Genomic DNA, 20,981 nt, shown 5'->3' with positions numbered 1-20,981 from the left:
AAGGACAGCTCCTCTAAAAAAGCTGTCCGATGATGTAGGTCAGATCGTCTTTTCCCATCAGCGTATAAGTTTCAAGCTGATCTGAAATATCTCCGGGAGAGTGGTGCAGTTTCAAATAAGATCGAAGGCCTGGTACGACCAAGCCGTCTGAATGGATGATAAATCTCGATCCTTTTTCATACGTATAGGTGAATGTTTTATAGGTTTGCGGTTTTCCCGACATATATCCGGTCACGGGGAGAGGGTAAATATATTGATCTGAAGGAGCATATAGGATAAAGCGAATATTGCCGATTGAGCTGTAAGCGATGGTCCTCGTTTTAAAATCGGCTTTTAAAATCGAGACGGTCGCACCCCGCTTTTGCTTCAGCGCTTGATTGCACCTCTCCATCAAGCTTGCGACATCTTCATCACCATGCTCTTTGACAACCTCGCTGATCGCCGAAGAGGATTCATGAGCCATTTCACCGCTTCCCAGTCCGTCGGCCAGGGCACAGATCATTCCCTGGTCGGTCGCATTGAAATAAAAGCTGTCTCCGCAGATCGATTTCCCGTCTTTAGGCAGCTGGTAGACAAGTGCGCGAATGTGGTCATTCGATTCGGTCCAGATCATGGCTTTAACTCCATCAAGGGATCTTCTGACAAAGCTTCCCTCAGACGTTTGACGGCTTTCCTCTGCAGCCTCGATACGTGCATTTGCGATATGCCCAGCATTTCCCCTGTTTCTTTTTGGCTTTTGTTTTCGATGTAAGTCAGCTCGATGATTTTTTTCTCACGATCGGACAGGACATGCCATACACTTTCCAGCATCAGCTTTTGGTTGACTCTTTCATAGCCTTCTTCCTGTGAGCCGACGATATCCAGAATCGTCACCGTACTGCCGTCGGCATCAGCTTCAATGCTGTGGTCAACGGAAAGCGCCTGATAGCTTTTCCCCATTTCCATCGTTTCCAGCACTTCTTCTTCCGTCACCCCGAGATATTCGGCGATTTCCTCAACTCTGGGCGACCTCTGGGTCTCCGCCGTCAGCCGGTCAACCGCCATTTTGATCCGGGGTCCGAGTTCCTTGATTCTTCTCGGCACATGGACACTCCAGGTTTTATCCCGGAGAAACCGCTTGATTTCTCCGACGATGGTCGGTATGGCAAAGGCTTCAAACGATTTTCCCACATCAGGATCGTACCGTTTGATCGCCCCCAGCAAACCGAGCATTCCCACCTGGCTCAGATCTTCGTGAAAACTTTGGCCTTTGGAATACTTTTTGGCCAGCGCCTCGACGAGATGTTGATATGTCTGGACAAGGATCGCTTGAGCCTCTTCATCATGGCTTTCCTGATATTTTTTAATCAGCCGGGCGACTTCATCTTTAGTTGGTTTCGTATTTTTGGACGGTTGTGCCATCATCAACTCGCTCCCTGTTTAAGAACTTTGTCATCGACACGGTGACACCAGAGTTAATTTGCACATTCACTTCATCCATGAGCGTTTCCATTAAATATAAGCCGAGCCCTCCTTCTGACAGCTGATCTGCTGTATGCTCAGGAGAGTATGGCCCAAGCGCTTCCTGTTTATCGCAAATATCGAAGCTGTCCCCTTGATCTGCGACAACAATCTCAAGGCGATCTTCAAAAACGCCGAACCTGACGGAGACCTCCCCTTGTTTATCCGCTTGATAAGCGTGCTGCACAGCGTTCGTGCAAGCTTCGCTCACAGCGATTTTCAAATCTTCGATATCATCATAGGAATATCCCATTTTGCTCGCAATCCCCGACAGGGTCAAACGAACAATTCCCACGTACTCCGGTTTGGCAGGTGATTTCATTTCAATGTAATCAACTGCAGTCTTCATTATAATCCACCCTCTGACTTTCCAGAAATATCAATGATGTCCTTTAAGCCTGTAATATCAAACAAACGAATTAAGCGTTCAGATAGATTTTCAAGCACCAAAGAACCCCCAGTCCTGTTTACCGCTTTATATACGCCTACAAAAACGCCCAGTCCCGTGCTGTCCATATATGACACGTCTTTCAGGCAAACTTTCAGATCCCTTCCTTCCTCTGCGAGCGGCATCAGCTTATCACGCAGTGCAGGTGCAGAGTGGACATCGATTTCTCCCGCTACTTTGATTTCTATTGCATGATCAGTTTTGTTCGTATCGACTGCCAAATTCACAATATCACCTCTGATTCTCTTTAATCGCTACAGTATGATTACCCGGCAACATGAAACATTAAACCTTTCTTCTGAAAACGATGAGAGTGAAATCATCATGGAGCTGAAATTCCTGGAGCTTGAGCAGATGTTCGTAAATCTTCTCAACCATTTGCTGCGCCGGCTCCTTCATATGTACGCTGATCAGGTCTTGAAGATCGCCGCGCTCCAAAAATCCGGACTCTGTTCTGGATTCAGTCACTCCGTCTGAAAAAAGAATAATCATATCGCCGATATCTAGTTTTTGCTCACATTGTTCATAATCATAATCTGAAGAAATGCCGAGAACGAGACCTTTCGCTTTTAAATCATAGAATTTGTTTTCTCCTGAAGAATAATAAAAGCCAGGTTCATGACCGGCGGATGCATACGTGAATAGGTGTTTTTGAAGATGATAGTTTCCGTAAAACATCGTAATAAACATGCTCGGATCGACATTTTGTTCGACCACCCTGTTCAAGCTTTTCAGCACCTGTGAAGGATCAGTGCCCGAATCCGGCAGAGAATCCATCGCATACTTGATCATCGACATGCACAATGCGGCAGGTATGCCTTTCCCGATCACATCTGCAATGGCGATATTCATCGATTCCTGATCGCGGACGAAATGATAATAATCACCGCTCATTTGCTTCGCCGGAACGCTCAGCGCCCCGATTTCGAGGGCTTCGACTTTCGGAATTGTTGTCTCAAGCAGCGTCTGCTGCACATTTGCGGCAATTTCCATTTCCGATTTAATTTCCTGCTGAATGCCTCTTAATGTTTGATGTTCTTGATAGGCCAACCCGTATCCAATCATCACTTCAATTAAAAAGTCGAGCGAATGGAACACATGGTCTGGAAGATCCGGATACAATTCAGACAGAACTTTTCGGTGTATGCTGATAATTTCTTCCGGCGGCACTTGATGTTCGATCGTTTTTCTGCTGAATTTCTGTCCCTGATAAAGGGACGTTTCTGTCAGTTCAGATATATAACGGCTAAGCAGCTGTCGATAGCGCTGCTCAATCACTTCCCTGAAATCCATTTCTCCCCTCCTACCGCAGCCACTTTACGGCTTGTATGTCTGTTCCATTTTCTGCGTCTGAATTCAATTCGAATTGATCCATTAAACGCTTTACCCCCGGGAGTCCGGCTCCAAGACCGCCTGAAGTCGAGAAACCGTCTTCCATCACCTTCCTGATGTCGGCGATTCCCGGCCCTTCATCCACCGCAGTGATTTTCAATCCCTTTTTACCCCTTTCTTGAACCTGTTCGATACAAATTTGACCTTTGCCGGCATATAAATAGATGTTCCGGGCCAGCTCAGAAATGGCCGTCGTAATCCTGGCCTGGTCGACTGTGCCGAATCCCAGTTCTTTCGCGACATTTCGCCCGAGCTGTCTGGCAGCCACGATATCCCACTCTGTCAAAATCTTCACACAGGACTGGTCTTTCATGTCTATTCCCCCAATTCCCGCTGCAATGTCTCGAGCCCTTTTTCGAGATCGAGCGCCGTTTCGATCTCGTCCAGCGAAATGCCGAGTTCAATCAATGTCACGGCAACAGCCGGCTGTATGCCGGTCAGAACGACTTTGGCCCCCATGAGTTTTGACATTGCGATCACATCGCCAAGCACTTTGGCGATGAATGAATCGATGATATCCACTGATGTCAGGTCGATCACCACTCCGTTCGATCCTGTTTCATAAATTTTATTGAGCAAATCCTCCTGAAAGTTCAGAGCGGTTTGGTCATCGAGCTCCACTTGAATGGATACCAGCAAACAATTGTACAGTTTCAATATGGGAATTTTAGGCACTCTCAACGTCTATTCCTCCAGTGAAACAATTTTTCTGTCCGTCATTTCCAATGCCGTTTGAATTCCTTTTTGCAGGGTGTTTTTTGTAATGACCTGGGTGAGGTCAATTCCCAGATTGACAATCGTCTGCGCGATTTCCGGGCGAATTCCGACGAGCAGGCATTTAGCCCCGACCAGTCTGACAGCTTCAGAAGCTTGAATGATGTGGTGCGCCACCATCGTATCGACAACCGGCACTCCCGTAATGTCGATTAAAACCACTTCTGAACGATGCTTGACGACACCGCTCAAAAGATTTTCCATGATTTTTTTGGCGCGCTCCGTATCGATCGTGCCGACGAGAGGCATCACCGTAATGTTGTCAAACACCGGAATGAGCGGAGCGGACAGCTCTTGTAAAGCAACCTTTTGCAGAGCAACGGTTTTTTCCCAGGAAATGGCGTATTGATTCAAAATTTCACTGTTGATCGGTTCGATAAATTGATCGATCTGCCAGATCAGATCGTAGCACTGCTTGTCTTCAGGAACATCCTTGTTCATTTCATAGTAAAGGTGCTTCCAAAACGCCCCCACCCCTGATGAGAGAAGCTTGAGCGGAACACTCATCTGCACAGCCTTTGAAGAAAACTGATAAATCGTGTCGATCACTTTGTCATCATCTGTGTCTGAATGGTTCAGCAAAATATCAATGTATTCATTGCTGATCGTCTGATACATGTGTTCAGTCAGTTTTGCGTTTGATATTTTTTTGTTCAAGTTTTTCAGAATATCGGCCAGATTTTGCGCAAGCTCATCTTGATGTTCTGAAATAAACGATAATACCGCTTGATTCGACATGTTCATCCCCCCAACTACATGCGATAACAATTTTTGGACTAACAGTATTATTATATCGTTTGTTATTTTTGAACACAAAAAAAGTTGCTCTTAAGTATGAGCAACTCTGTGTTCTTATTAAAAATCGATAAGGGCCAAACTGATTTGTAAGGCTTCGTTGACTTTTTCCATCATTTCATCATCGAGATGAGTGATTTTGTCCGTTAATCTTTGCTTATCAATCGTCCGAATCTGTTCGAGCAATATAACGGAATCTCTTTCAAAACCATAGCGTTTCGCATCAATTTCGACGTGGGTAGGTAATTTTGCTTTCTGTATTTGGGCTGTTATGGCTGCAACAATAGCAGTTGGGCTGAAGCGATTGCCGATGTTGTTTTGTATCACTAAAACCGGGCGCACCCCGCCTTGTTCTGAGCCAACAACAGGAGATAGATCAGCAAAATAAACATCGCCGCGTTTAACAATCAAATGATTATCCTCCGCTTACTAAGCGCTCTACTGTGTTTTCAGCCTCATACTCTGCAAATTGTGCCTCGGAAGAGATGTTCAAATTGATTTTTGCCATCTCCATATAACCGCGTCTCATCGATTCCCGAATTTGTCGATTTTTGCGCTCGCGTAAATACATTTTTGTGGCTTGGTAAATCAGTTCATTTCTGCTCCCGTTATCTTGCATGACGACACCATCAAGTTCCGATACTAAAGCTTCTGGCAAGCGAATCATAATTTCAGTTGTTGCGCTGGATTCAGACAAAAACATACACCTCCACCAAACTTACGGATACAATTCCATTCCAATCATAATCATATCACTATTCTCTCCGCAAGCAAAGCTGTTTTTCCGCTTATGATTTATTTTCAAATATGATTAGGCAAGATCGGATTCCTTATTTCCATTATACTCCCATTTTCCAAAAACATACGGGGGACCCGCGAACTTATCATGCACGTAATTTCATAATTAATCGTCTCCAGCCTTTTAGCGATTTCATCGACTGGAATCCATTCGTCGTCTTGTCTGCCGATCAATGTCACTTTTGTGCCGACCGGATATTCTTCGGGAAGGGAAATCATAAACTGATCCATACAGATTCTGCCGGCGATCTTCTGCCTTTTCCCGTCAATCAGCACTTCTGTGCCGGCCAGACGGCGCAGCCATCCATCGGCATAGCCGACCGCTACGGTTCCGATCCATTCGTCGTGCGTGGCCGTATACGTCGCTCCATAGCTGACGCTTTCACCTTTTTTGATTTTTTTCACATGGGTGAGTTCAGTGTGGAGCGAGAACACTTCCCGCAACCGGAACGGAAGCTCGTCCTTTATTTCCGTTGACGGCGACAAGCCGTACATGCTGATGCCGAAACGGACGGCATTAAAAAGCTGTTTTTTGAAACGCAGACCGGCGGCGCTGTTTGATGAATGCACCATAATGCGATCGAGCGGGAGCGGTCTGATCAGCTCTTCGAAACGGTTCAGCTGCATGTTGAAATAATCGGTATCCAATTCATCAGCTGTCGCAAAATGGGTGAAAACCCCTGTGCAATCAAGCTTTTGACTCGATTCGGTGATCTCCATCATCTCTTTTATATCCTCTTCCGTTTTGCAGCCGAGCCGCCCCATCCCCGTGTCGATTTTTAGATGGAATTCAAGAGGAGCCCCGGTGTCATCGAGGCAGCCGAGCACTTCCTTCAGCCATTGCACCGAATAGCCCGTTAAGATAATCCGCTTGTCTGCAGCAATACCGGCATACTCCGGCGGCACCGCGCCGAGGACAAGTATCGGTTCGTCAATCCCTCCCGCTCTCAATGAGAGCGCTTCATCCAATAAAGCCACGGCAAGAATAGACGCCCCTTCGCTAAGAGCCGCCTTCGCCACCTGTACATCTCCATGACCATAGGCATTCGCTTTTACAACGGCCATCAGATGAACATCTTCGCCGATATGCCGCTTCATATTGCGGACATTTTCTTTTAATGCCGTTAAGTCGATCTCCGCCCAGGTCTTTCTATAAAACGGTTTTAAGCTCATCCATTGACACTTCCTGTTCTGTTTCAAATCATCTTCCCCCATCATACTAAAAAAGCCGTTGAAAGGGAAATTTTGTCCTCTGTATTCTCCCAATAAATTGCTGGTTACATATACATTTTGCGGAAGCAGTCTTTAAAACATACATTGATTGAAAATAAAAACAGCCTGTTCTTCCGTCTATCGAAGAACAAGCTGTTTGGGCTGCAGTTACTTGGACGATTGACCCTGCATGCTTTTGGCAACCATCAGAAGCTCATCCTGGGAGAGGTCCTCTGATGAGATGAAATAATCGACTCCGTCATATGTCCAAGAAACTGATTTGTCTGTTAAAACACCGACTGTAAATCCGAGGTTGACCGGTTCACCGTTCATGGTAACCGCTGTCGAAGTTTTGGCGACGCGGGCTTTTTCCTGGATTAAAGTGAACGATTTTTCTCCGCCGTATGTGATGATGACTCTTTTGCCGTCATCTGTCGTGATTTCCTTTTCTTCAAGTTTTTTTGCGCCCTGCGGTACATCAAGCGGCGTTTTGACGGCGAATGTGTCCGACGGCTCAGCGCTTGTCGCCACATCTATTTGAGAAAGCGTCATATTTTTCTTTTCATCGAAAGAGTCTTTATCAAAAGGTTTATTAAATTCAAAGCTTGTGAATTCAACCTTTACCATTGTTTTTCGGTCTGTATCCATCACCTTCACCGATTGAGGGGCCATGTTTTTCTTATTGAATACGATTTCTTGTGTAGGGAGCATCTGATTATGCTGATAGTTTGTCTTCGTTTCAAAAGTATACTTTGAGTCCTTTGCTGAAAAGGAAGCTTCTCCATCGTTTTTGATGTCTTTTACGAGTGATTCAAACAAATAGACCTGGCTGCTGTTGTTTGGCCAATCGCTATGAAAACGGAAGCTTTTGTTCAAGGATGGCGTCAAGACAAACACGCCGTTTTCATTTCGCAAAATCACCTGGCTTTGGTCTTTTTTCGGGTTTTCCAAGTAGACCCGGTAAAAAGAAGGTTTTTTATGCCAGATCTCCACATTATACTCTTGCGGTTCATTGCCCGTTTCGATCGTCATTTTTGCTTTTGCCTTATAGGACGTGTATTCTTTTGCCTTCTTATCGAGCCCCGTCACAACATCTTCTTGCGATTTTTGGCCGCAGGCAGAAAGCATAAAGACGACAAGCAGCCCCGTTAAAAGCAAAACAAAGCTTTTTCTCACCTTTTTCAACCCCTTTTTAATCATTGATGTAAAAAGGAAGAAACCGCTTGTTCGACTTTAACGGTACGCCTTTAAAACAGGGGCCGGCCAGGATCGGCATGCGTACCATAAAAGCCTGCAACGACTTGTCTCCCTTATTGCACTACCCAATATATGAGGGTGGGTGAGACAATATGCAGACTAGCATGACAACCTTTTGAATTCGTTTCATCGGCATACTTTTCCGGCGCCCGCTCATAAACGTGTTACTATAGATGTACGAGATCATTGTAAAGGGGCTTGGGCATGTTTATCAGAACAGAAAATTTTCAGACGTTTATCAGGCTTTTTCCGGTGACGACCGCTATATTGGCCCTGCAGCTTGCCATCTGGATTCTTTTTATCATCCCTCTTCCCGGTGTGCAAATGTGGTCCGATGCCTTGATCGGATTTAACTGGGGCATTGCCAACGGCGAATGGTGGCGGCTGGCAACGCCGATTTTCATTCACGGGGGTTTTGCGCACCTGCTCTTCAACTCGATGTCGCTGTTTTTATTTGCTCCCGGACTTGAGCGGATGCTGGGCAAGCTAAGATTCATCATCATTTATCTAGCAGCCGGTGTGGCCGGCAATATCGGCACCTTTTTCATCGAGCCTCTTGAGTATATGCATGTCGGGGCTTCCGGAGCCATCTTCGGCTTGTTCGGCGTTTATTTATACATCGCGCTGTTTAAAAAAGAGCTGATGGGCAGAGAAAATTCGCAAATCATTGTGACCATTCTTGCCGTTTCTGTTTTGATGACGTTTATCAATCAAAACATTAACATCATGGCTCACATTTTTGGCCTGATCGGCGGATTTGCGCTTTCACCGCTGCTCGTCAAAAAAAAGAGTGGCGGCTATTGACCGGTCACTCTTTTTTCATAGGAATACCAAGCAAAAATCTCTTCCGAATCTTTCTGATCCACATCAGCTACAGAAAACTTCTCCATTAAAATGGATGATTTTGTTGATGTATGAATGGAAACAAGCTTTCTTCTGCGCTGAAAAAACGAACGGCTGACCTCAAAAACCTGCATGCGCCGGCGCTTGACGACGGCTGTCGTCCTGCTGATGAAGCGGGAGGACACGATCAGCCTGTCACCGCTGATTTTCCATCCGGCATCACGGTAAGCCAAGTAGCCGATGATCCAAAAAAGAGGGATCAACAGGATGGATAAATACCCCCATGGCGACAGAAATATGCTGAGGGGAATCACCGCGAGAACAGGCCAGGACGCGCGCAGCAAATACCTTCTCATCGACCGCTTCGGCAAACGGTTCAATTCTTCTTCAGGAGCATAATCCGGAAGAAAATCACAAAGATGTTTTTTGATCTGTTTTTTCTTGATGATCGGAAACAAGACGGTTGATTTGTCCTCTTCCATCGCGCTTCCGCCGGCGCTGACGATTGTGACGGTTGCATAGCCGAACGGCTGCCTGATCAGGCTTTCTTTTATTTTAATCGCCTGAATACGCTGCAGCGGAATGGTCGTTTGATGCTTTTCGATCAGCCCCCGGGAAATGATAATGTCTTTGTTTTTTCTCACGATCGTGAAATTCGCATATTTTAAAAGCATCCCGATGACGCTGAGCAGCCAGGCGATGACCAGTCCGATGAAGACGACCAGTCCGATGACGGCGGCCCCGGCGCTGTTCAAAAAAGAAAAACGCTCATACAGCCAGTCCAAATTGAAAACATCGTCGATTTGAGTAATAAAGGCGAAAACCCCTGAAATGATCACGCCGATGCCGCTTGAAGTCGAGGCGGCGACGAGAAGCTCCTGCCCGCTCATTTTATATGTCAGCTCAGGTGCCTGCGGTGCTTCTTCCACTTTCTCGACAGCCTCTTTTTGCAGTCCTGCTTCACCTGTTGCAATACCTGTTATTTCCCGCTTCCTGTCAAACAGAACCTGCTGGATATTGTCAGCTTCTTCCTGTGTGATGGCGACAAGGGACACTTCCGCTTCTTTGCCGTCACCGGCCGTTTCGACCTGAAGCTTGACAAGCTTAAACATTTGCTGGATGAGACCCGCGCTCGTGTTGATCGTTTGAATGCGCTCAATCGGAATGTACCTTTTCTTTCTGGTGATCAGACCTTCCTCGATCCGCAGTTCATCCTCCTCAATCCGATAGGTGAATTTCCGCCATTTGATTATGCTGCTTGCAATCAAAAAAAGGAAAATCAGCACACCCGCAGCGATCGCTATCATTTTGACAAGATGGTTTTGATTTAAGAAAAAGGCCACACCAAAAGGAATGATATAATTCTTAACGGTTTCAACAAGCCCGGTAAAAAAATTGAGAATCATGGCTGCCGGGTGCATACGCTTCGGTTCAGACATCATCTTCTGTCACCCTTGCCAAACGGGAGATGAAATCCCTGAGCTGATCGGCTTCTTCCATATCGAGAGCCGGGATTGAATGGGTTGTCGCCGCTGTTGAAATTTGCACTGAAGCGAGATTGTATTTTCTCAGCAGCGGCCCTTGTGATGTATCAACATGCTGAACCCTGACCATCGGCACGATCACGCGCGTCACGACGAAAATCCCGTGCTGAATATCAATTTCATTCTCATGGACTTCATAGCGCCATATTTTGTGGCGGAGATTCGGGATAATCCATATGGTGAAAATGGAAAGGATCAGCCATACGGCGCCTGCCAAAATCCCGATCCATAAAGGCCACTGAAAAACCACGCAAAGCACGGTCAAACCGGCGGCTGTCAGAAATAAAATGAATGATGTGATGATTGCGGAAATTCTCCATACTTTTACGCCATCACGGCTGATTTGATTTTTCGGTTCATTTCTCAACATTTGACTCCCCCAATCTTTATTCTTATGTACGTTTTTCAAGCGGAAAATGTTTCACTCATTTGCACCTTTTAAAAAAGGCGAATCCGTTAAAAGGATCCGCCTTCTGATTAAGAATGATATGATTTTTTCTGGCGTCTGTCATTAGAAGAACGCTTTTTATCATAGGATGAACGGCTGTTCTTTCCTTTTCCTCTGTATCCGCCGCCGTCTCTGCGCTTAGATGAACGGTGGTGGTTGTTTTTGTTCCGCTTCGTTCTGAGCGGCGCCTCCTCTGTTAAGCGAATAGGCGTATTATCCGGCTCTTTTGTCATCATTTTGATGGCAGCCGCCACGACCGTGACAGAATCATGGTCTTCAAGCAGCTCCGCAGCCGCGGACATATAGAAGTTCAGATTGTTTTCGTCAATAATCGTGCGGATGCGGTCAACAGTCACCTGCTGTTGTCCTTCAATCGCCTCGTCAAGAGTCGGCGCTTTCATCCGGTCCATTTTGCGTTTTGTCGTTTGTTCGATGGCGCGCAGCATATCCTTTTCACGCGGTGTGATGAAGGTCATCGCCATACCCGTTTTACCCGCGCGTCCCGTTCTTCCGATGCGGTGTACATAGCTTTCCGGATCTTGAGGGACATCGAAGTTGTAGACGTGTGTGACACCGGAAATGTCCAAACCGCGGGCGGCGACGTCTGTTGCAACAAGCACTTCAATTGCGCCTTGCTTGAATTTGCGGAGGGCGACCATCCGCTTTGCCTGTGTTAAATCTCCGTGAATTCCTTCAGCCGTATAGCCGCGCAGGTTCAACGCCTCCGTCAGTTCATCAACACGGCGTTTCGTGCGGCCGAATACGATCGCAAGCTCAGGCGACTGAATGTCGAGCAGACGCGTCAGTGTATCAAACTTTTTCCGTTCATGCACTTCAAGGTAGAATTGCTGAATGTTTGATACCGTCATTTCCTTTGCTTTTACTTTAATGTGCTCAGGTTCGTTCATAAAACGCTCGGCAATCCGCTTAATCGGCGCCGGCATTGTTGCGGAAAACAGCAGTGTCTGATGGTCTTCAGGCACATTGGAAAGAATCGATTCGATATCCTCGATGAATCCCATGTTCAGCATTTCATCCGCCTCGTCAAGCACAACGGTGTTGACCGTTTGCAGGCGCATCGTGCGGCGGTTGATATGGTCGATCAGACGGCCCGGAGTTCCGACGATGATGTGAGGATTTTTCTTAAGTGCGCGAATTTGCCGGCCGATATCCTGTCCTCCGTAAATTGGCAGCACTCGTGCACGCTTATCTTTTCCGATTTTGTATAGCTCTTCAGAAACTTGAATGGCTAATTCACGAGTAGGTGCGATAACAATGGCTTGAATGTTAGGAGACTCGGGGTCGATTTTCTCAACAAGGGGGATGCCAAATGCAGCCGTTTTTCCTGTTCCTGTTTGCGCTTGTCCGATGACATCTTTATTTGCAAGGCCAAGCGGAATCGTTTGCGCTTGAATCGGTGTTGCTTCTTCAAATCCCATACGCTCAATCGCTTTAGTGAGATCAGAACTTAATTGGAAATCTTGAAACGTTATAGTCAATGTATTCAAACTCCTTCTGCTTACTGTTTCAGTAATGTCGTGTTTCATCAATAAAAACTGCCCTTTATATAAAGGACAGGTTCATACTTATACAAAGCCCGAATTACTTTACATGTTATATTACCATTCCGTTATATGTTTTTCAACAAGACGAGACGACGGGATGTGCTCTCATGCGGCATTTTTTTCCGGGCCGGCCAAGAGGGCCTGCCGCCTGTCCTAACCCGGCAAAACAGAGCCCCGGCTTAAGAATTTTAGAAATCGCCTTTGGAGCATCTTTTACACATTGTAACACAGGCTTTATATGGTTAGATATTTATTTTTCCCGACCCTACTCTCCACGGGTTATAGTTTTTCCAAAATCTTAAGGAATTATTTATTTTTTTAAATCCATCAGAGCCCATGCTTGAGAAATGTTTCCACGGTTTGAAACAGGGATGCGGGGTTTTCTTCAAGGCAGACATGATGCTTGGAATCCGGCAAAAGGCAAAGTTCTTTTTCCTCGGAAGGAATCGTCTCATACAAATAATAGGCGCTTGATAAAGGGACGATGGCATCGCATTCCCCCTGGACGATGAGCACAGGGATGCGCAGGTTTTTCAAAGCCGGTTTTGTCGCTTTGACCAGCTTGCGAAACTGGAGAGCCGAGGAAACCGGTGTGCTTGTCAGCTTTTCTTTGTACCTTTTGTACAGCAGATTATCCTCAAGCTTGCCTTGGAATGAATCCTTGATCACATTCTTCAGATCCTGAATCAGCTGTCCGGGGCTGATATATTGGGCAGCCGCGCTCAAAAGCACGAGGCGGCTGACAGGGTACTTTCCCGCCAAATAGGCGGCTATCATTCCGCCCATCGAAAAGCCGATTAAACATACGGTTTCACATGTTTTAAGAAGACGGACGAGCTCAACTTCAGCGCAGGCTATCCATTCCTGGTAACTGACGCCTTTTAAAGCCGGCATATCTCCATGTCCCGGCAGAGTGATCAGTTCAACATGCCAGCCGGTCGCTTTTTTTAAGTGGGCAGCCAGCGGTTCAACCTCGTACGGAGCTCCGGTAAAACCATGAATGCATAAACATCCGATCATGACTTTTCACCCGTTTCTTTTTCCTGTTTATCATATCTTCAAACGACTTTCTGACTCCCTTACAAGTCTTTTATCGTTTCCTCAAGCCGCATCCCTCTTGACGCTTTGACAAGAATTAAGTCTCCGGCGTTCGCTTTTGCTTTCAGCGCTTCCTTGAGACTGTCTTTATCCTCTTTGCCAAAATGGAAGACGCGGTGCTCAGGAAAATGCTTCATTGCTCCTTTGGCAATATATGCCCCGAGGTCTCCGTATGCAAATACAAAGTCGACCGCTTCCGGGTGAATCGCTTTCCCGATTTCTTCGTGAAAAACTTTTTCCCCTTCGCCAAGCTCAAGCATATCGCCAAGAACGAGCATTTTTTTGCCGTAGCCCTTCATTTGCTCCACCAGCTCAATCGCTGCTTTCATCGATGTCGGGCTTGCATTGTAGGCATCATTAATGACGGCAACGCCGGCCTTCGTTTTCACGAGCTCAAGCCGCATCCCCGTGACCTTCAGCTTTGTCAGCCCTTCGGCAATGTGCGGGCGGCTGACTTTCAACAAGTCCCCTGCCGCAATGGCCGCCAGCGCGTTTTTGACATTGTGCTTGCCGAGAACAGGTATAAAAAAGCGGGTTTCAATGCCTCTGACGCGGAAAGCAGTTCCTTCTTCCGACTGGTTGACATCCTCCAGCTGATAATCCAAAGCCGCACCCTCGCCAAACGTCTTTGTATGGTACGGAGTTTGTTTAAGCTGATCGGACAGAAGCGGCTCATCACCGATATAAATCAATGTGCCTTCATTTGAAAGACCGTTGACGATCTCAAGCTTTGCTTCGGCGATCGCTTCCCTTGATCCGAGTTCAAGGAGATGCGATTCACCGATGTTGGTGATGACGGCAATATCCGGTCGCGCCAGGCGGGTCAGAAAATCGATTTCTCCTTTGGCGCTCATCCCCATCTCGAGAACGGCGATTTCCGTATCTTCCGGCATCGCCAGTATCGTAAGCGGCAAACCGATATGATTGTTATAATTTCCTTCTGTTTTATGCACTTTATACTCCGTTCCCAAAACGGCATGAATCATATCCTTCGTTGTCGTTTTCCCGTTTGAGCCGGTTACGCCGACCACTTTGACATCAAGCTGATGGCGGTACGCTTTGGCGAGGTTTTGCAGTGCTTCGAGCGTATCATCGACGATGATGACCGCTTTTCCTTCCGGCGGATTCGGTTCGCTTCGGTTCCACAAAACCGCGGCAACACCCTCGCGAAAGGCCTGTTCTACAAAAGCGTGGCCGTTGAATCGCTCACCTGTCAGCGGAATAAACAACTGGTCTGTCGCCAGCTTTCTTGAATCTGTTGAGACGCCTTTGACGAGCCTTCCGCCGAAATTTTCATCGAGCAGGCGGCCTCCCGCCATTTCAGCCATTTCTTTTACCGTTCTTTTTATCATCTTCTTCCCTCTCTTTCTCCAGCAAGGAAAAGAGACACTATCAGAACAGATAGTGTCTAAAGATTTCAGGAAGCGAAACCGCGGTCCGCACCTTTCAAACCCCATGCCGGATTTTGGTCTTGGAGCTGCCGGATTGCCGGCTGCACCCGTTTAAAAAGTATGTTTAATCTGCTGTTTTTCTTCATGGCGCTCGATCGCCAAAGCGACGAGCTTTTCGATCAATTCAGCATAGTCGACTCCTGCTTGCTTCCATAAGAGCGGAAACATGCTGAACGGTGTAAATCCGGGCATCGTATTGACCTCATTGATCAGCACCTTCCCTTCATTTGTCAAGAAGAAGTCGGCTCTGACAAGGCCTGAACCGTCAATCGCCTGAAAAGCTTTAACCGCCATGGCGCTGATTGTTTCATATTCATCTTCTGTTAAAGAAGCCGGGATGATCAAATCGGTGTCACCGTCTTCATATTTTGCTTTGTAGTCGTAAAAGTCTTTCTTCGGAGCGATTTCGCCCGCGACTGAACAAGCCGGATCATCATTTCCGAGAACGCCGATTTCAATTTCGCGGCCGATCACACCTTCCTCAACAACGATTTTCCGGTCATATTGAAAAGCAAGCTCAAAAGCTTTATCAAGCTCGTCACGGTTCCGGCATTTGCTGATGCCGACGCTTGACCCGAGGTTTGCCGGTTTGACAAAGCACGGATAGCCCAGCTTCTCTTCAACCTGATCATAGCTCTCTTCCTTCGCTTCATTCCAGCTTTTTTTCACAAAGGAAGCGTATTTCGCCTGATCAAGCCCCGCTTGTGCAAACAGGTGCTTCATGACCACTTTATCCATACCAGCAGAAGAAGCCAAAACCCCATTTCCGACGTAAGGAACATTCAGCAGTTCCAGCATGCCTTGAATGGTGCCGTCTTCTCCATTCGGTCCGTGCAAAAGCGGAAACACAACATCGACAGATTCTTCTTTGGCATCAGACTGCCCCGGAAACATGTCGCGGTTTAAAAGGGCAGGCGAGAACGTCCGGCCCGTCTGCTCGAACTGCAGCATTTTAACGTTTGACACAGGCTCTGTCAGCTGCGGCCCCCTGACCCATTCGCCTTGTTCAGTTATATAAATCGGATGTATATCAAATTTTTCAGTATCCAACGCTTTCGTGACGGCTAGTGCGGTTTGCAGGGAAACGTTATGCTCCGCTGATTTCCCGCCGTATACCAATCCTAATCTTGTCTTCAATTCGTACTCCCCCCACTGGATTCATCTTTACTATCTTATCACTTTCCGGGGAAAATGATCTAATAATTTTAGACATACATGAGCAGCCTAAGAAAAAAGCTTTTATATGTAAATCCTTTTCATTTTATATTACAATGGCATTGAAAAGGAGAGGTTGCAATTGAAAAAAATCACAACTGAAGCACAATTTAATGAACTGATCCAATCCGATAAAGAAATCATCGTGAAGTTTTTCGCCGACTGGTGTCCTGACTGCACCCGCATGAACATGTTCATCGGCGACATCCTTGACGCTTATCAGGACAATGACTGGTATGAACTGAACAAAGATGATCTTCCGGAGCTTGCCGACAAATATCAAGTCATGGGCATTCCGAGCCTTTTAATCTTCAAAAACGGAGAAAAAACAGGCCACCTTCACAGCGCAAACGCCAAGACGCCTGAAGAAGTGAACGAATTTTTATCAGAACACATAAGCTAATTCGTATGATATCCGCATTTTATGTCTTGTGGACATGGGAAAGCCCATGTCCTTTCCCTTTAAAAAAGACGGAAGAGATGCCAAAATTGTTTCAACAGATTCGGCCCGACTCCCGATTCGACATCTAGTATTTCCCGGGAAACGCACTTTGTCGAAATGTCGCAAAAAATTCTTGATTCGCTTTTTATATTCGGGTAGAATGATTTTTGTTCCTATTTTGCAATTATTTTTTCTAGTTGTGAAGCCCATGTCGGCTTCTTTTTTTTGCCTTCTAATTGGATAATCATTCATATTTTGCAACCTTCTTCAATATTCTTTAACGGATGTCCCTTTACAGAAGGCGATCTTGTTTTGTATAATATTAATTGATAATGATTATCAATATCGATTAAGAATATGAGGTGAATATGTATGGCTCCTCAATTAGCAGAAGCAGTGGAATCAAGAAAAAAACAGTTAATACAGCGGTTAATCCAGCTTGGTATATACAAAAAAGAAGAACGCCATCTTTATGAATTGACTTTAAGCGAGCTTGAAAGCGAATACCGATCATTAAAGAAAGGCGGATAATCATGACAAAGCGAAAAATAAAACCTTATCATCAGCTTGTCGAAGAATACAAGAAGGAAATCATCCACAGTCCTAAACAAATGGATATGATTTATGAAAAAATCGACCGCAGACATGAAAACAGCATCCTTTCTGTTTCCAAAGACAAGCAAGCATAAAAGAGCCGGACTTTTTAAGTCCGGCTTTTTTAAAGCAAACCCTTATTCACTAAATGCGAGTCCGGCAAGCCTGCTGATTGTCGCATCATCCATCGGCGGGTTGTGAAGGCCGGCCCGAACGTCGCGGTAGTATCTTTGAAGCGGGTTTGTTCTTGCAAGGCTTTTCGCTCCGACAACCCGCATCGCCTTGTCTACGACAGCAATCGCCGTGTTTGTCGCCGCGTGTTTGACAGCTCCAAGTTCCCCCGTCAATAAGCCTCGGCGTTTAGGGTCATCGTAAAGTTCTGCGACATGATACAAAAAATGGCGCGCCTTCATCAGTTCCAGATCCATTTCACCGATATGCCGCTGAACTGCGGGCACTTCTTTAATCGGTCCTTTTAGACTGTTTGGCGTATAATCCTCCGCAAATTGGACGGCATAGTCTCTCGCTGCTTGCGCGATGCCAAGGTAGACGGCCGGTATGTGCAAAAGCCAGCCGTTGAGTTTATCCGTTCTTTTGTTCGTCTGCAGTTCCACAAGCATGGAATCGTCCAAAAAGACATCAGTCAGGACGAGATCATGGCTCCCGGTTCCTCTCATCGCGATCATATCCCATGTTTCTTCGATCGTTACGCCTTCTGTGTCCTTATGAATCAAAAAGACGCCGACCGTTTGTTTTTCTTCAATCCAGGCGGTGACAAGAAAATAATCAAGAACAGGAGACATTGTCGTAAAGGTTTTCCTGCCGCTGACAACCCAGCCGCTTTCTTTTCTGACCGCATTCGTTCCCGGACGGCCGCCTCTTGTCGGACTGCCTGTCTGCGCTTCGCTGGCCGCTCTGTTGACAAGCGCACCCTTCAGCGCTTCTTCAGAAACCATTGTGAACACTTCACGACCCCAGCTGTTTCCTTCCGCCAGCTCACCCATGACGCTCAAGTGCCAGCCGATGCTGAGAGCCGTCGGTCCGTCCCCTTTTGCCAGCCTTTCCTGAAACAGCAGCATATCATAAAGCGAAATGCCTTCTCCTCCGTAGTCTTTGCCGACAGTCAAAGCCGTATAGCCTGAATCACGGAGCTTTTGAATATGTTCTGTCGGAAACAGAGCATGTTCATCATAATAGGCCGACGTTTTCGCAAATTCATCGGCAAGCTTTCCGATTTTACTAAGCCATTCCTGCTGTTTTTCATTTTTTACAAATACTGAGCCCACACGGCACCCTCCTGACATAATTCCGATAAGTTTAATAAGTATTATAGATTGATAAAACTGGATGTGCAACCAATAACCATTATCATACAAAAAAAGCACGCACTCAAATGAGTGTGTACTTTTTCCTTTAAACGGTCTGGCCGTCCCGTCCGTCTTCCTTCATGCTGAGATAAATCAACATGTATGTTAAATAACCCATCGTCATCACCAGGCCGCCGAAGAAGAAGTTGGAAAAAAGCGGTTCTTCATAAGCGGCGATGCCGGCCAGTGCGATCCAGCTAGCATACAGATAGGCCATGAACAGCAAAACGCGTTTTTTTAATTTATACAACATCAACAAACCTGCAAGCGAAAACAACCCAAGTGCAAGTCTAAAATAGACAAGATGACTGAAATGAAATGCAAAAGATACGAATGAAAATGACAACAATAAGATAATCGGCAGCACCGTTATCAATTTTCTCATAGATGTCTCATCCCCCATTCCCTTATCGTTCAAATTATAAAGGAAAATAGGAAATTTAGTCGGTAAATGCAACATCTTTCACAAAAATGTCATTCCTTTCGTCACACTTTTGACAAATAACTTTTACACCTTCATGTCCCGCCTGCAAAAACTCCACCATGCCGCACCGAGAAAAAATGCGAAGTGAACGAGGATGATGCCGATCGAAAAAAAGGGTGTCATCCCGCTGAAAAGCGGTTTGGCGTGTTCCGCGTATTGGGTAAAATCAGTGTTGGCAAACAGCAAAAATTTCCCCAGCGGATTTTCCAAATAGGACATGATCGTCACGAGCGCTTTCGCTCCGTACAGAACGACGATCGAAACCATGATGCTGAGCGCGCTGCTTCTAAACAATGCCGAACAGAAAAACGCGAACGAGACCATTAACAATACTTCCAGCCACTCTGATCCGATCAGCTGGAGCGTATTCAAAAACAGTGTTCCAGCTTTTTCATCAAGCTTCACACCAAAAAAGATCAGGCCGAACAGCAAGGAAAATCCGTAGTAGATGATATAAAGCCAAATGCTTGCCATCACGCTCGTCAAAAATTTGGAAATCAATATTTTCTCCCTGCTGACAGGGCGGATCAGCAAAAATTTGATCGTTTTTTTATCGTATTCAAAAGAGATGATCGAAGCGGCCACGGCAATTGAGAGTACCCGCAGCAGAATATTGAGGTTTGGGGCAAATGAGAAATAGCCGATGAAATGGTCATCGGTTCCCGCGCCCATCAGTATCCTTTTGGTCACCAGTGCAAGCAGGAACTGCAGCGCCACAGTCAGCGCCAGCGCAACGAATGTCACCTTTCTCTTCAGCAGTTTGACATGCTCATTTTGAATCAGTTTAAACATTGGTATTCCCCTCTTCCATTCCATTCGTCAGCGCCATATATTCATCCTCAAGGGAGTGCTTAAACGGAGCGATCGAATAGACGTCGATCCCGTTTTCGACAAGCTTTTGATTCACAGCCGGTATTTGCGCTTTCGCGACTTTGACGGCCAGCCGTCCTTTTTCGGAACGCGCTTCAAACCCATGTTCTGTCAGCCATTGCAGCGCTTTTTGCTGCGGCTCAACTTCGAAAAGCGCTTTTTCCTGCTTTTCGTCGGTATTCCTCAAGCCGACTTCCGATTTGATCTTTCCTTTTTGCAGGATGACAACCCGGTCGCAGAGATCTTCAACTTCTTTGAGCAGGTGAGTGGCAAACAGGATAGCCGTTCCCTCCGCCTGTGCAAGCTCCCGCAAATGTTCGCGAAAATCCTTCATTCCCGCCGGATCCAATCCGTTTGTCGGTTCATCCAAAATCAACAGCTTCGGCCTGTGGAGAATCGCCTGGGCAATTCCGAGGCGCTGCTTCATTCCGAGCGAGTAGGTTCTCACTTTATCATCAATCGCAGCTTCAAGCCCGACCCTGGCGGCGACTTCCGCCAACCTTTCTCGAGTGATGCCGGCATGCATGTTGGCATAATGTTTCAGATTTTCATAGCCTGATAGGTACGGATAAAATTCGGGGTTTTCCACGATCGCCCCGACGGCTTGAATCGCTTTTTCAAATTGGCGGTCAATCGGAAAACCGTTGATGATAATTGAGCCGCTCTTTTTTTTGATCAAACCGGTGATCAATTTGATGAGCGTCGTTTTTCCCGAGCCGTTCGGACCGAGCAAACCGATGATTTCCCCGGCATACGCTTTTAAGTGGATATCATGCAGTATCTTTCGGCCGTCCATATTTTTGCTGACGCTTTCTATATGTAAAACAGGATGCTTTGTCATGGCTTCCTCCTCTTTTTCCCCCAAAAAATAAACAGTGCCTAAA

The 20,981-nt window shown here is 46.3% G+C and carries 26 protein-coding genes; 4 read left to right on the top strand and 22 right to left on the bottom strand.

Features of this window, described 5'->3' with window-relative positions; genetic code table 11:
• Window positions 1-13: 13 nt before the first annotated feature.
• From ACINLD_RS14425 to ACINLD_RS14370, 12 genes are all read right to left on the bottom strand, one after another.
• A complete protein-coding gene (locus tag ACINLD_RS14425; RefSeq protein WP_026586001.1) occupies window positions 14-613 on the bottom strand; it encodes a PP2C family serine/threonine-protein phosphatase in 600 nt (199 codons plus the stop codon).
• Complete coding sequence (sigB, locus tag ACINLD_RS14420) at window positions 610-1,401, bottom strand: RNA polymerase sigma factor SigB (protein ID WP_026586000.1); 792 nt, start codon at window positions 1,399-1,401, stop codon at window positions 610-612. Before sigB ends, ACINLD_RS14425 begins: the two co-directional genes overlap by 4 nt.
• Window positions 1,367-1,849 carry an anti-sigma B factor RsbW gene (gene rsbW / locus ACINLD_RS14415; protein WP_026585999.1) on the bottom strand — a complete coding sequence of 161 codons (483 nt, stop codon included), beginning with the start codon at window positions 1,847-1,849 and terminating at the stop codon, window positions 1,367-1,369. The genes sigB and rsbW overlap by 35 nt, the downstream gene beginning before the upstream one ends.
• The gene (locus ACINLD_RS14410) at window positions 1,849-2,175 is read right to left on the bottom strand and encodes an anti-sigma factor antagonist (RefSeq protein WP_409444865.1); all 327 of its coding nucleotides are present in this window, start codon (window positions 2,173-2,175) and stop codon (window positions 1,849-1,851) included. Before ACINLD_RS14410 ends, rsbW begins: the two co-directional genes overlap by 1 nt.
• Before the next feature lie 58 nt (window positions 2,176-2,233).
• Complete coding sequence (locus ACINLD_RS14405) at window positions 2,234-3,241, bottom strand: PP2C family protein-serine/threonine phosphatase (RefSeq protein WP_026585997.1); 1,008 nt, start codon at window positions 3,239-3,241, stop codon at window positions 2,234-2,236.
• Between the two features lie 10 nt (window positions 3,242-3,251).
• The gene (locus ACINLD_RS14400; RefSeq protein WP_026585996.1) at window positions 3,252-3,653 is read right to left on the bottom strand and encodes an anti-sigma regulatory factor; all 402 of its coding nucleotides are present in this window, start codon (window positions 3,651-3,653) and stop codon (window positions 3,252-3,254) included.
• A gap of 2 nt (window positions 3,654-3,655) precedes the next feature.
• A complete protein-coding gene (locus ACINLD_RS14395; protein ID WP_026585995.1) occupies window positions 3,656-4,021 on the bottom strand; it encodes an STAS domain-containing protein in 366 nt (121 codons plus the stop codon).
• A 3-nt stretch (window positions 4,022-4,024) separates the two neighbouring features.
• Window positions 4,025-4,852, bottom strand: coding sequence for an RsbT co-antagonist protein RsbRA (locus ACINLD_RS14390; protein ID WP_077735675.1), 828 nt, complete (start codon window positions 4,850-4,852; stop codon window positions 4,025-4,027).
• A gap of 117 nt (window positions 4,853-4,969) precedes the next feature.
• Window positions 4,970-5,320, bottom strand: coding sequence for a type II toxin-antitoxin system endoribonuclease NdoA (ndoA, locus tag ACINLD_RS14385; protein ID WP_003179128.1), 351 nt, complete (start codon window positions 5,318-5,320; stop codon window positions 4,970-4,972).
• Window positions 5,321-5,324: 4 nt separating this feature from the next.
• A complete protein-coding gene (locus ACINLD_RS14380; RefSeq protein WP_026585993.1) occupies window positions 5,325-5,606 on the bottom strand; it encodes a CopG family ribbon-helix-helix protein in 282 nt (93 codons plus the stop codon).
• Between the two features lie 104 nt (window positions 5,607-5,710).
• The gene (alr, locus tag ACINLD_RS14375) at window positions 5,711-6,880 is read right to left on the bottom strand and encodes an alanine racemase (RefSeq protein ID WP_026585992.1); all 1,170 of its coding nucleotides are present in this window, start codon (window positions 6,878-6,880) and stop codon (window positions 5,711-5,713) included.
• A 207-nt stretch (window positions 6,881-7,087) separates the two neighbouring features.
• Window positions 7,088-8,104 (bottom strand): LolA family protein, encoded by a 1,017-nt coding sequence (locus tag ACINLD_RS14370; protein ID WP_142246052.1) that lies wholly within the window; start codon window positions 8,102-8,104, stop codon window positions 7,088-7,090.
• Between the two features lie 276 nt (window positions 8,105-8,380).
• On the opposite strand from ACINLD_RS14370, the gene ACINLD_RS14365 reads away from it, so the two are divergent.
• Window positions 8,381-8,980 (top strand): rhomboid family intramembrane serine protease, encoded by a 600-nt coding sequence (locus tag ACINLD_RS14365; protein ID WP_026585990.1) that lies wholly within the window; start codon window positions 8,381-8,383, stop codon window positions 8,978-8,980.
• On the opposite strand, the gene ACINLD_RS14360 is transcribed toward ACINLD_RS14365, so the two are convergent.
• The 6 genes from ACINLD_RS14360 to ACINLD_RS14335 all read right to left on the bottom strand — a co-directional run bounded on the left by ACINLD_RS14360 (window position 8,974) and on the right by ACINLD_RS14335 (window position 16,262).
• A complete protein-coding gene (locus tag ACINLD_RS14360; protein ID WP_026585989.1) occupies window positions 8,974-10,461 on the bottom strand; it encodes a PH domain-containing protein in 1,488 nt (495 codons plus the stop codon). The genes ACINLD_RS14365 and ACINLD_RS14360 overlap by 7 nt on opposite strands.
• Entirely contained in the window at window positions 10,451-10,930 is a 480-nt protein-coding gene (locus tag ACINLD_RS14355; RefSeq protein ID WP_026585988.1) for a PH domain-containing protein, read from the bottom strand. Before ACINLD_RS14355 ends, ACINLD_RS14360 begins: the two co-directional genes overlap by 11 nt.
• Window positions 10,931-11,040: 110 nt before the next feature.
• Entirely contained in the window at window positions 11,041-12,510 is a 1,470-nt protein-coding gene (cshA, locus tag ACINLD_RS14350; RefSeq protein WP_026585987.1) for a degradosome RNA helicase CshA, read from the bottom strand.
• A 393-nt stretch (window positions 12,511-12,903) separates the two neighbouring features.
• A complete protein-coding gene (locus tag ACINLD_RS14345) occupies window positions 12,904-13,596 on the bottom strand; it encodes an alpha/beta hydrolase (protein WP_077735678.1) in 693 nt (230 codons plus the stop codon).
• Window positions 13,597-13,655: 59 nt separating this feature from the next.
• Complete coding sequence (murF, locus tag ACINLD_RS14340; protein ID WP_026585985.1) at window positions 13,656-15,026, bottom strand: UDP-N-acetylmuramoyl-tripeptide--D-alanyl-D-alanine ligase; 1,371 nt, start codon at window positions 15,024-15,026, stop codon at window positions 13,656-13,658.
• Between the two features lie 150 nt (window positions 15,027-15,176).
• Window positions 15,177-16,262, bottom strand: coding sequence for a D-alanine--D-alanine ligase (locus ACINLD_RS14335; RefSeq protein ID WP_026585984.1), 1,086 nt, complete (start codon window positions 16,260-16,262; stop codon window positions 15,177-15,179).
• Between the two features lie 160 nt (window positions 16,263-16,422).
• Between ACINLD_RS14335 and ACINLD_RS14330 the strand changes: the two genes are divergently transcribed.
• The 3 genes from ACINLD_RS14330 (at window position 16,423) to fbpB (ending at window position 17,471) form a co-directional block, all read left to right on the top strand.
• On the top strand, window positions 16,423-16,743 hold the full coding sequence (locus ACINLD_RS14330; protein ID WP_026585983.1) for a thioredoxin family protein: 321 nt from the start codon (window positions 16,423-16,425) through the stop codon (window positions 16,741-16,743).
• 411 nt (window positions 16,744-17,154) lie between these two features.
• The gene (locus ACINLD_RS14325) at window positions 17,155-17,313 is read left to right on the top strand and encodes a Fur-regulated basic protein FbpA (RefSeq protein WP_035427860.1); all 159 of its coding nucleotides are present in this window, start codon (window positions 17,155-17,157) and stop codon (window positions 17,311-17,313) included.
• 2 nt (window positions 17,314-17,315) lie between these two features.
• Window positions 17,316-17,471 carry a Fur-regulated basic protein FbpB gene (gene fbpB / locus ACINLD_RS14320; protein WP_026585981.1) on the top strand — a complete coding sequence of 52 codons (156 nt, stop codon included), beginning with the start codon at window positions 17,316-17,318 and terminating at the stop codon, window positions 17,469-17,471.
• A gap of 42 nt (window positions 17,472-17,513) precedes the next feature.
• Here fbpB and ACINLD_RS14315 read toward each other — a convergent pair whose 3' ends face one another.
• The 4 genes from ACINLD_RS14315 to ACINLD_RS14300 form a co-directional block, all read right to left on the bottom strand.
• Window positions 17,514-18,680 carry an acyl-CoA dehydrogenase family protein gene (locus ACINLD_RS14315; protein WP_256860216.1) on the bottom strand — a complete coding sequence of 389 codons (1,167 nt, stop codon included), beginning with the start codon at window positions 18,678-18,680 and terminating at the stop codon, window positions 17,514-17,516.
• A 109-nt stretch (window positions 18,681-18,789) separates the two neighbouring features.
• Window positions 18,790-19,128 (bottom strand): hypothetical protein, encoded by a 339-nt coding sequence (locus ACINLD_RS14310; RefSeq protein WP_077735681.1) that lies wholly within the window; start codon window positions 19,126-19,128, stop codon window positions 18,790-18,792.
• A gap of 123 nt (window positions 19,129-19,251) precedes the next feature.
• Complete coding sequence (locus ACINLD_RS14305; RefSeq protein ID WP_409444864.1) at window positions 19,252-20,019, bottom strand: ABC transporter permease; 768 nt, start codon at window positions 20,017-20,019, stop codon at window positions 19,252-19,254.
• Window positions 20,012-20,938, bottom strand: a complete 927-nt coding sequence (locus tag ACINLD_RS14300; protein WP_409444863.1) for an ABC transporter ATP-binding protein — start codon at window positions 20,936-20,938, stop codon at window positions 20,012-20,014. The genes ACINLD_RS14305 and ACINLD_RS14300 overlap by 8 nt, the downstream gene beginning before the upstream one ends.
• Window positions 20,939-20,981: the final 43 nt, after the last annotated feature.

The organism is Bacillus sp. z60-11 (assembly GCF_046464135.1).
GTDB classification, from domain to species: Bacteria; Bacillota; Bacilli; order Bacillales; family Bacillaceae; genus Bacillus; species Bacillus sonorensis_A.
This window is presented reverse-complemented; position numbering and strand designations above follow the sequence as displayed.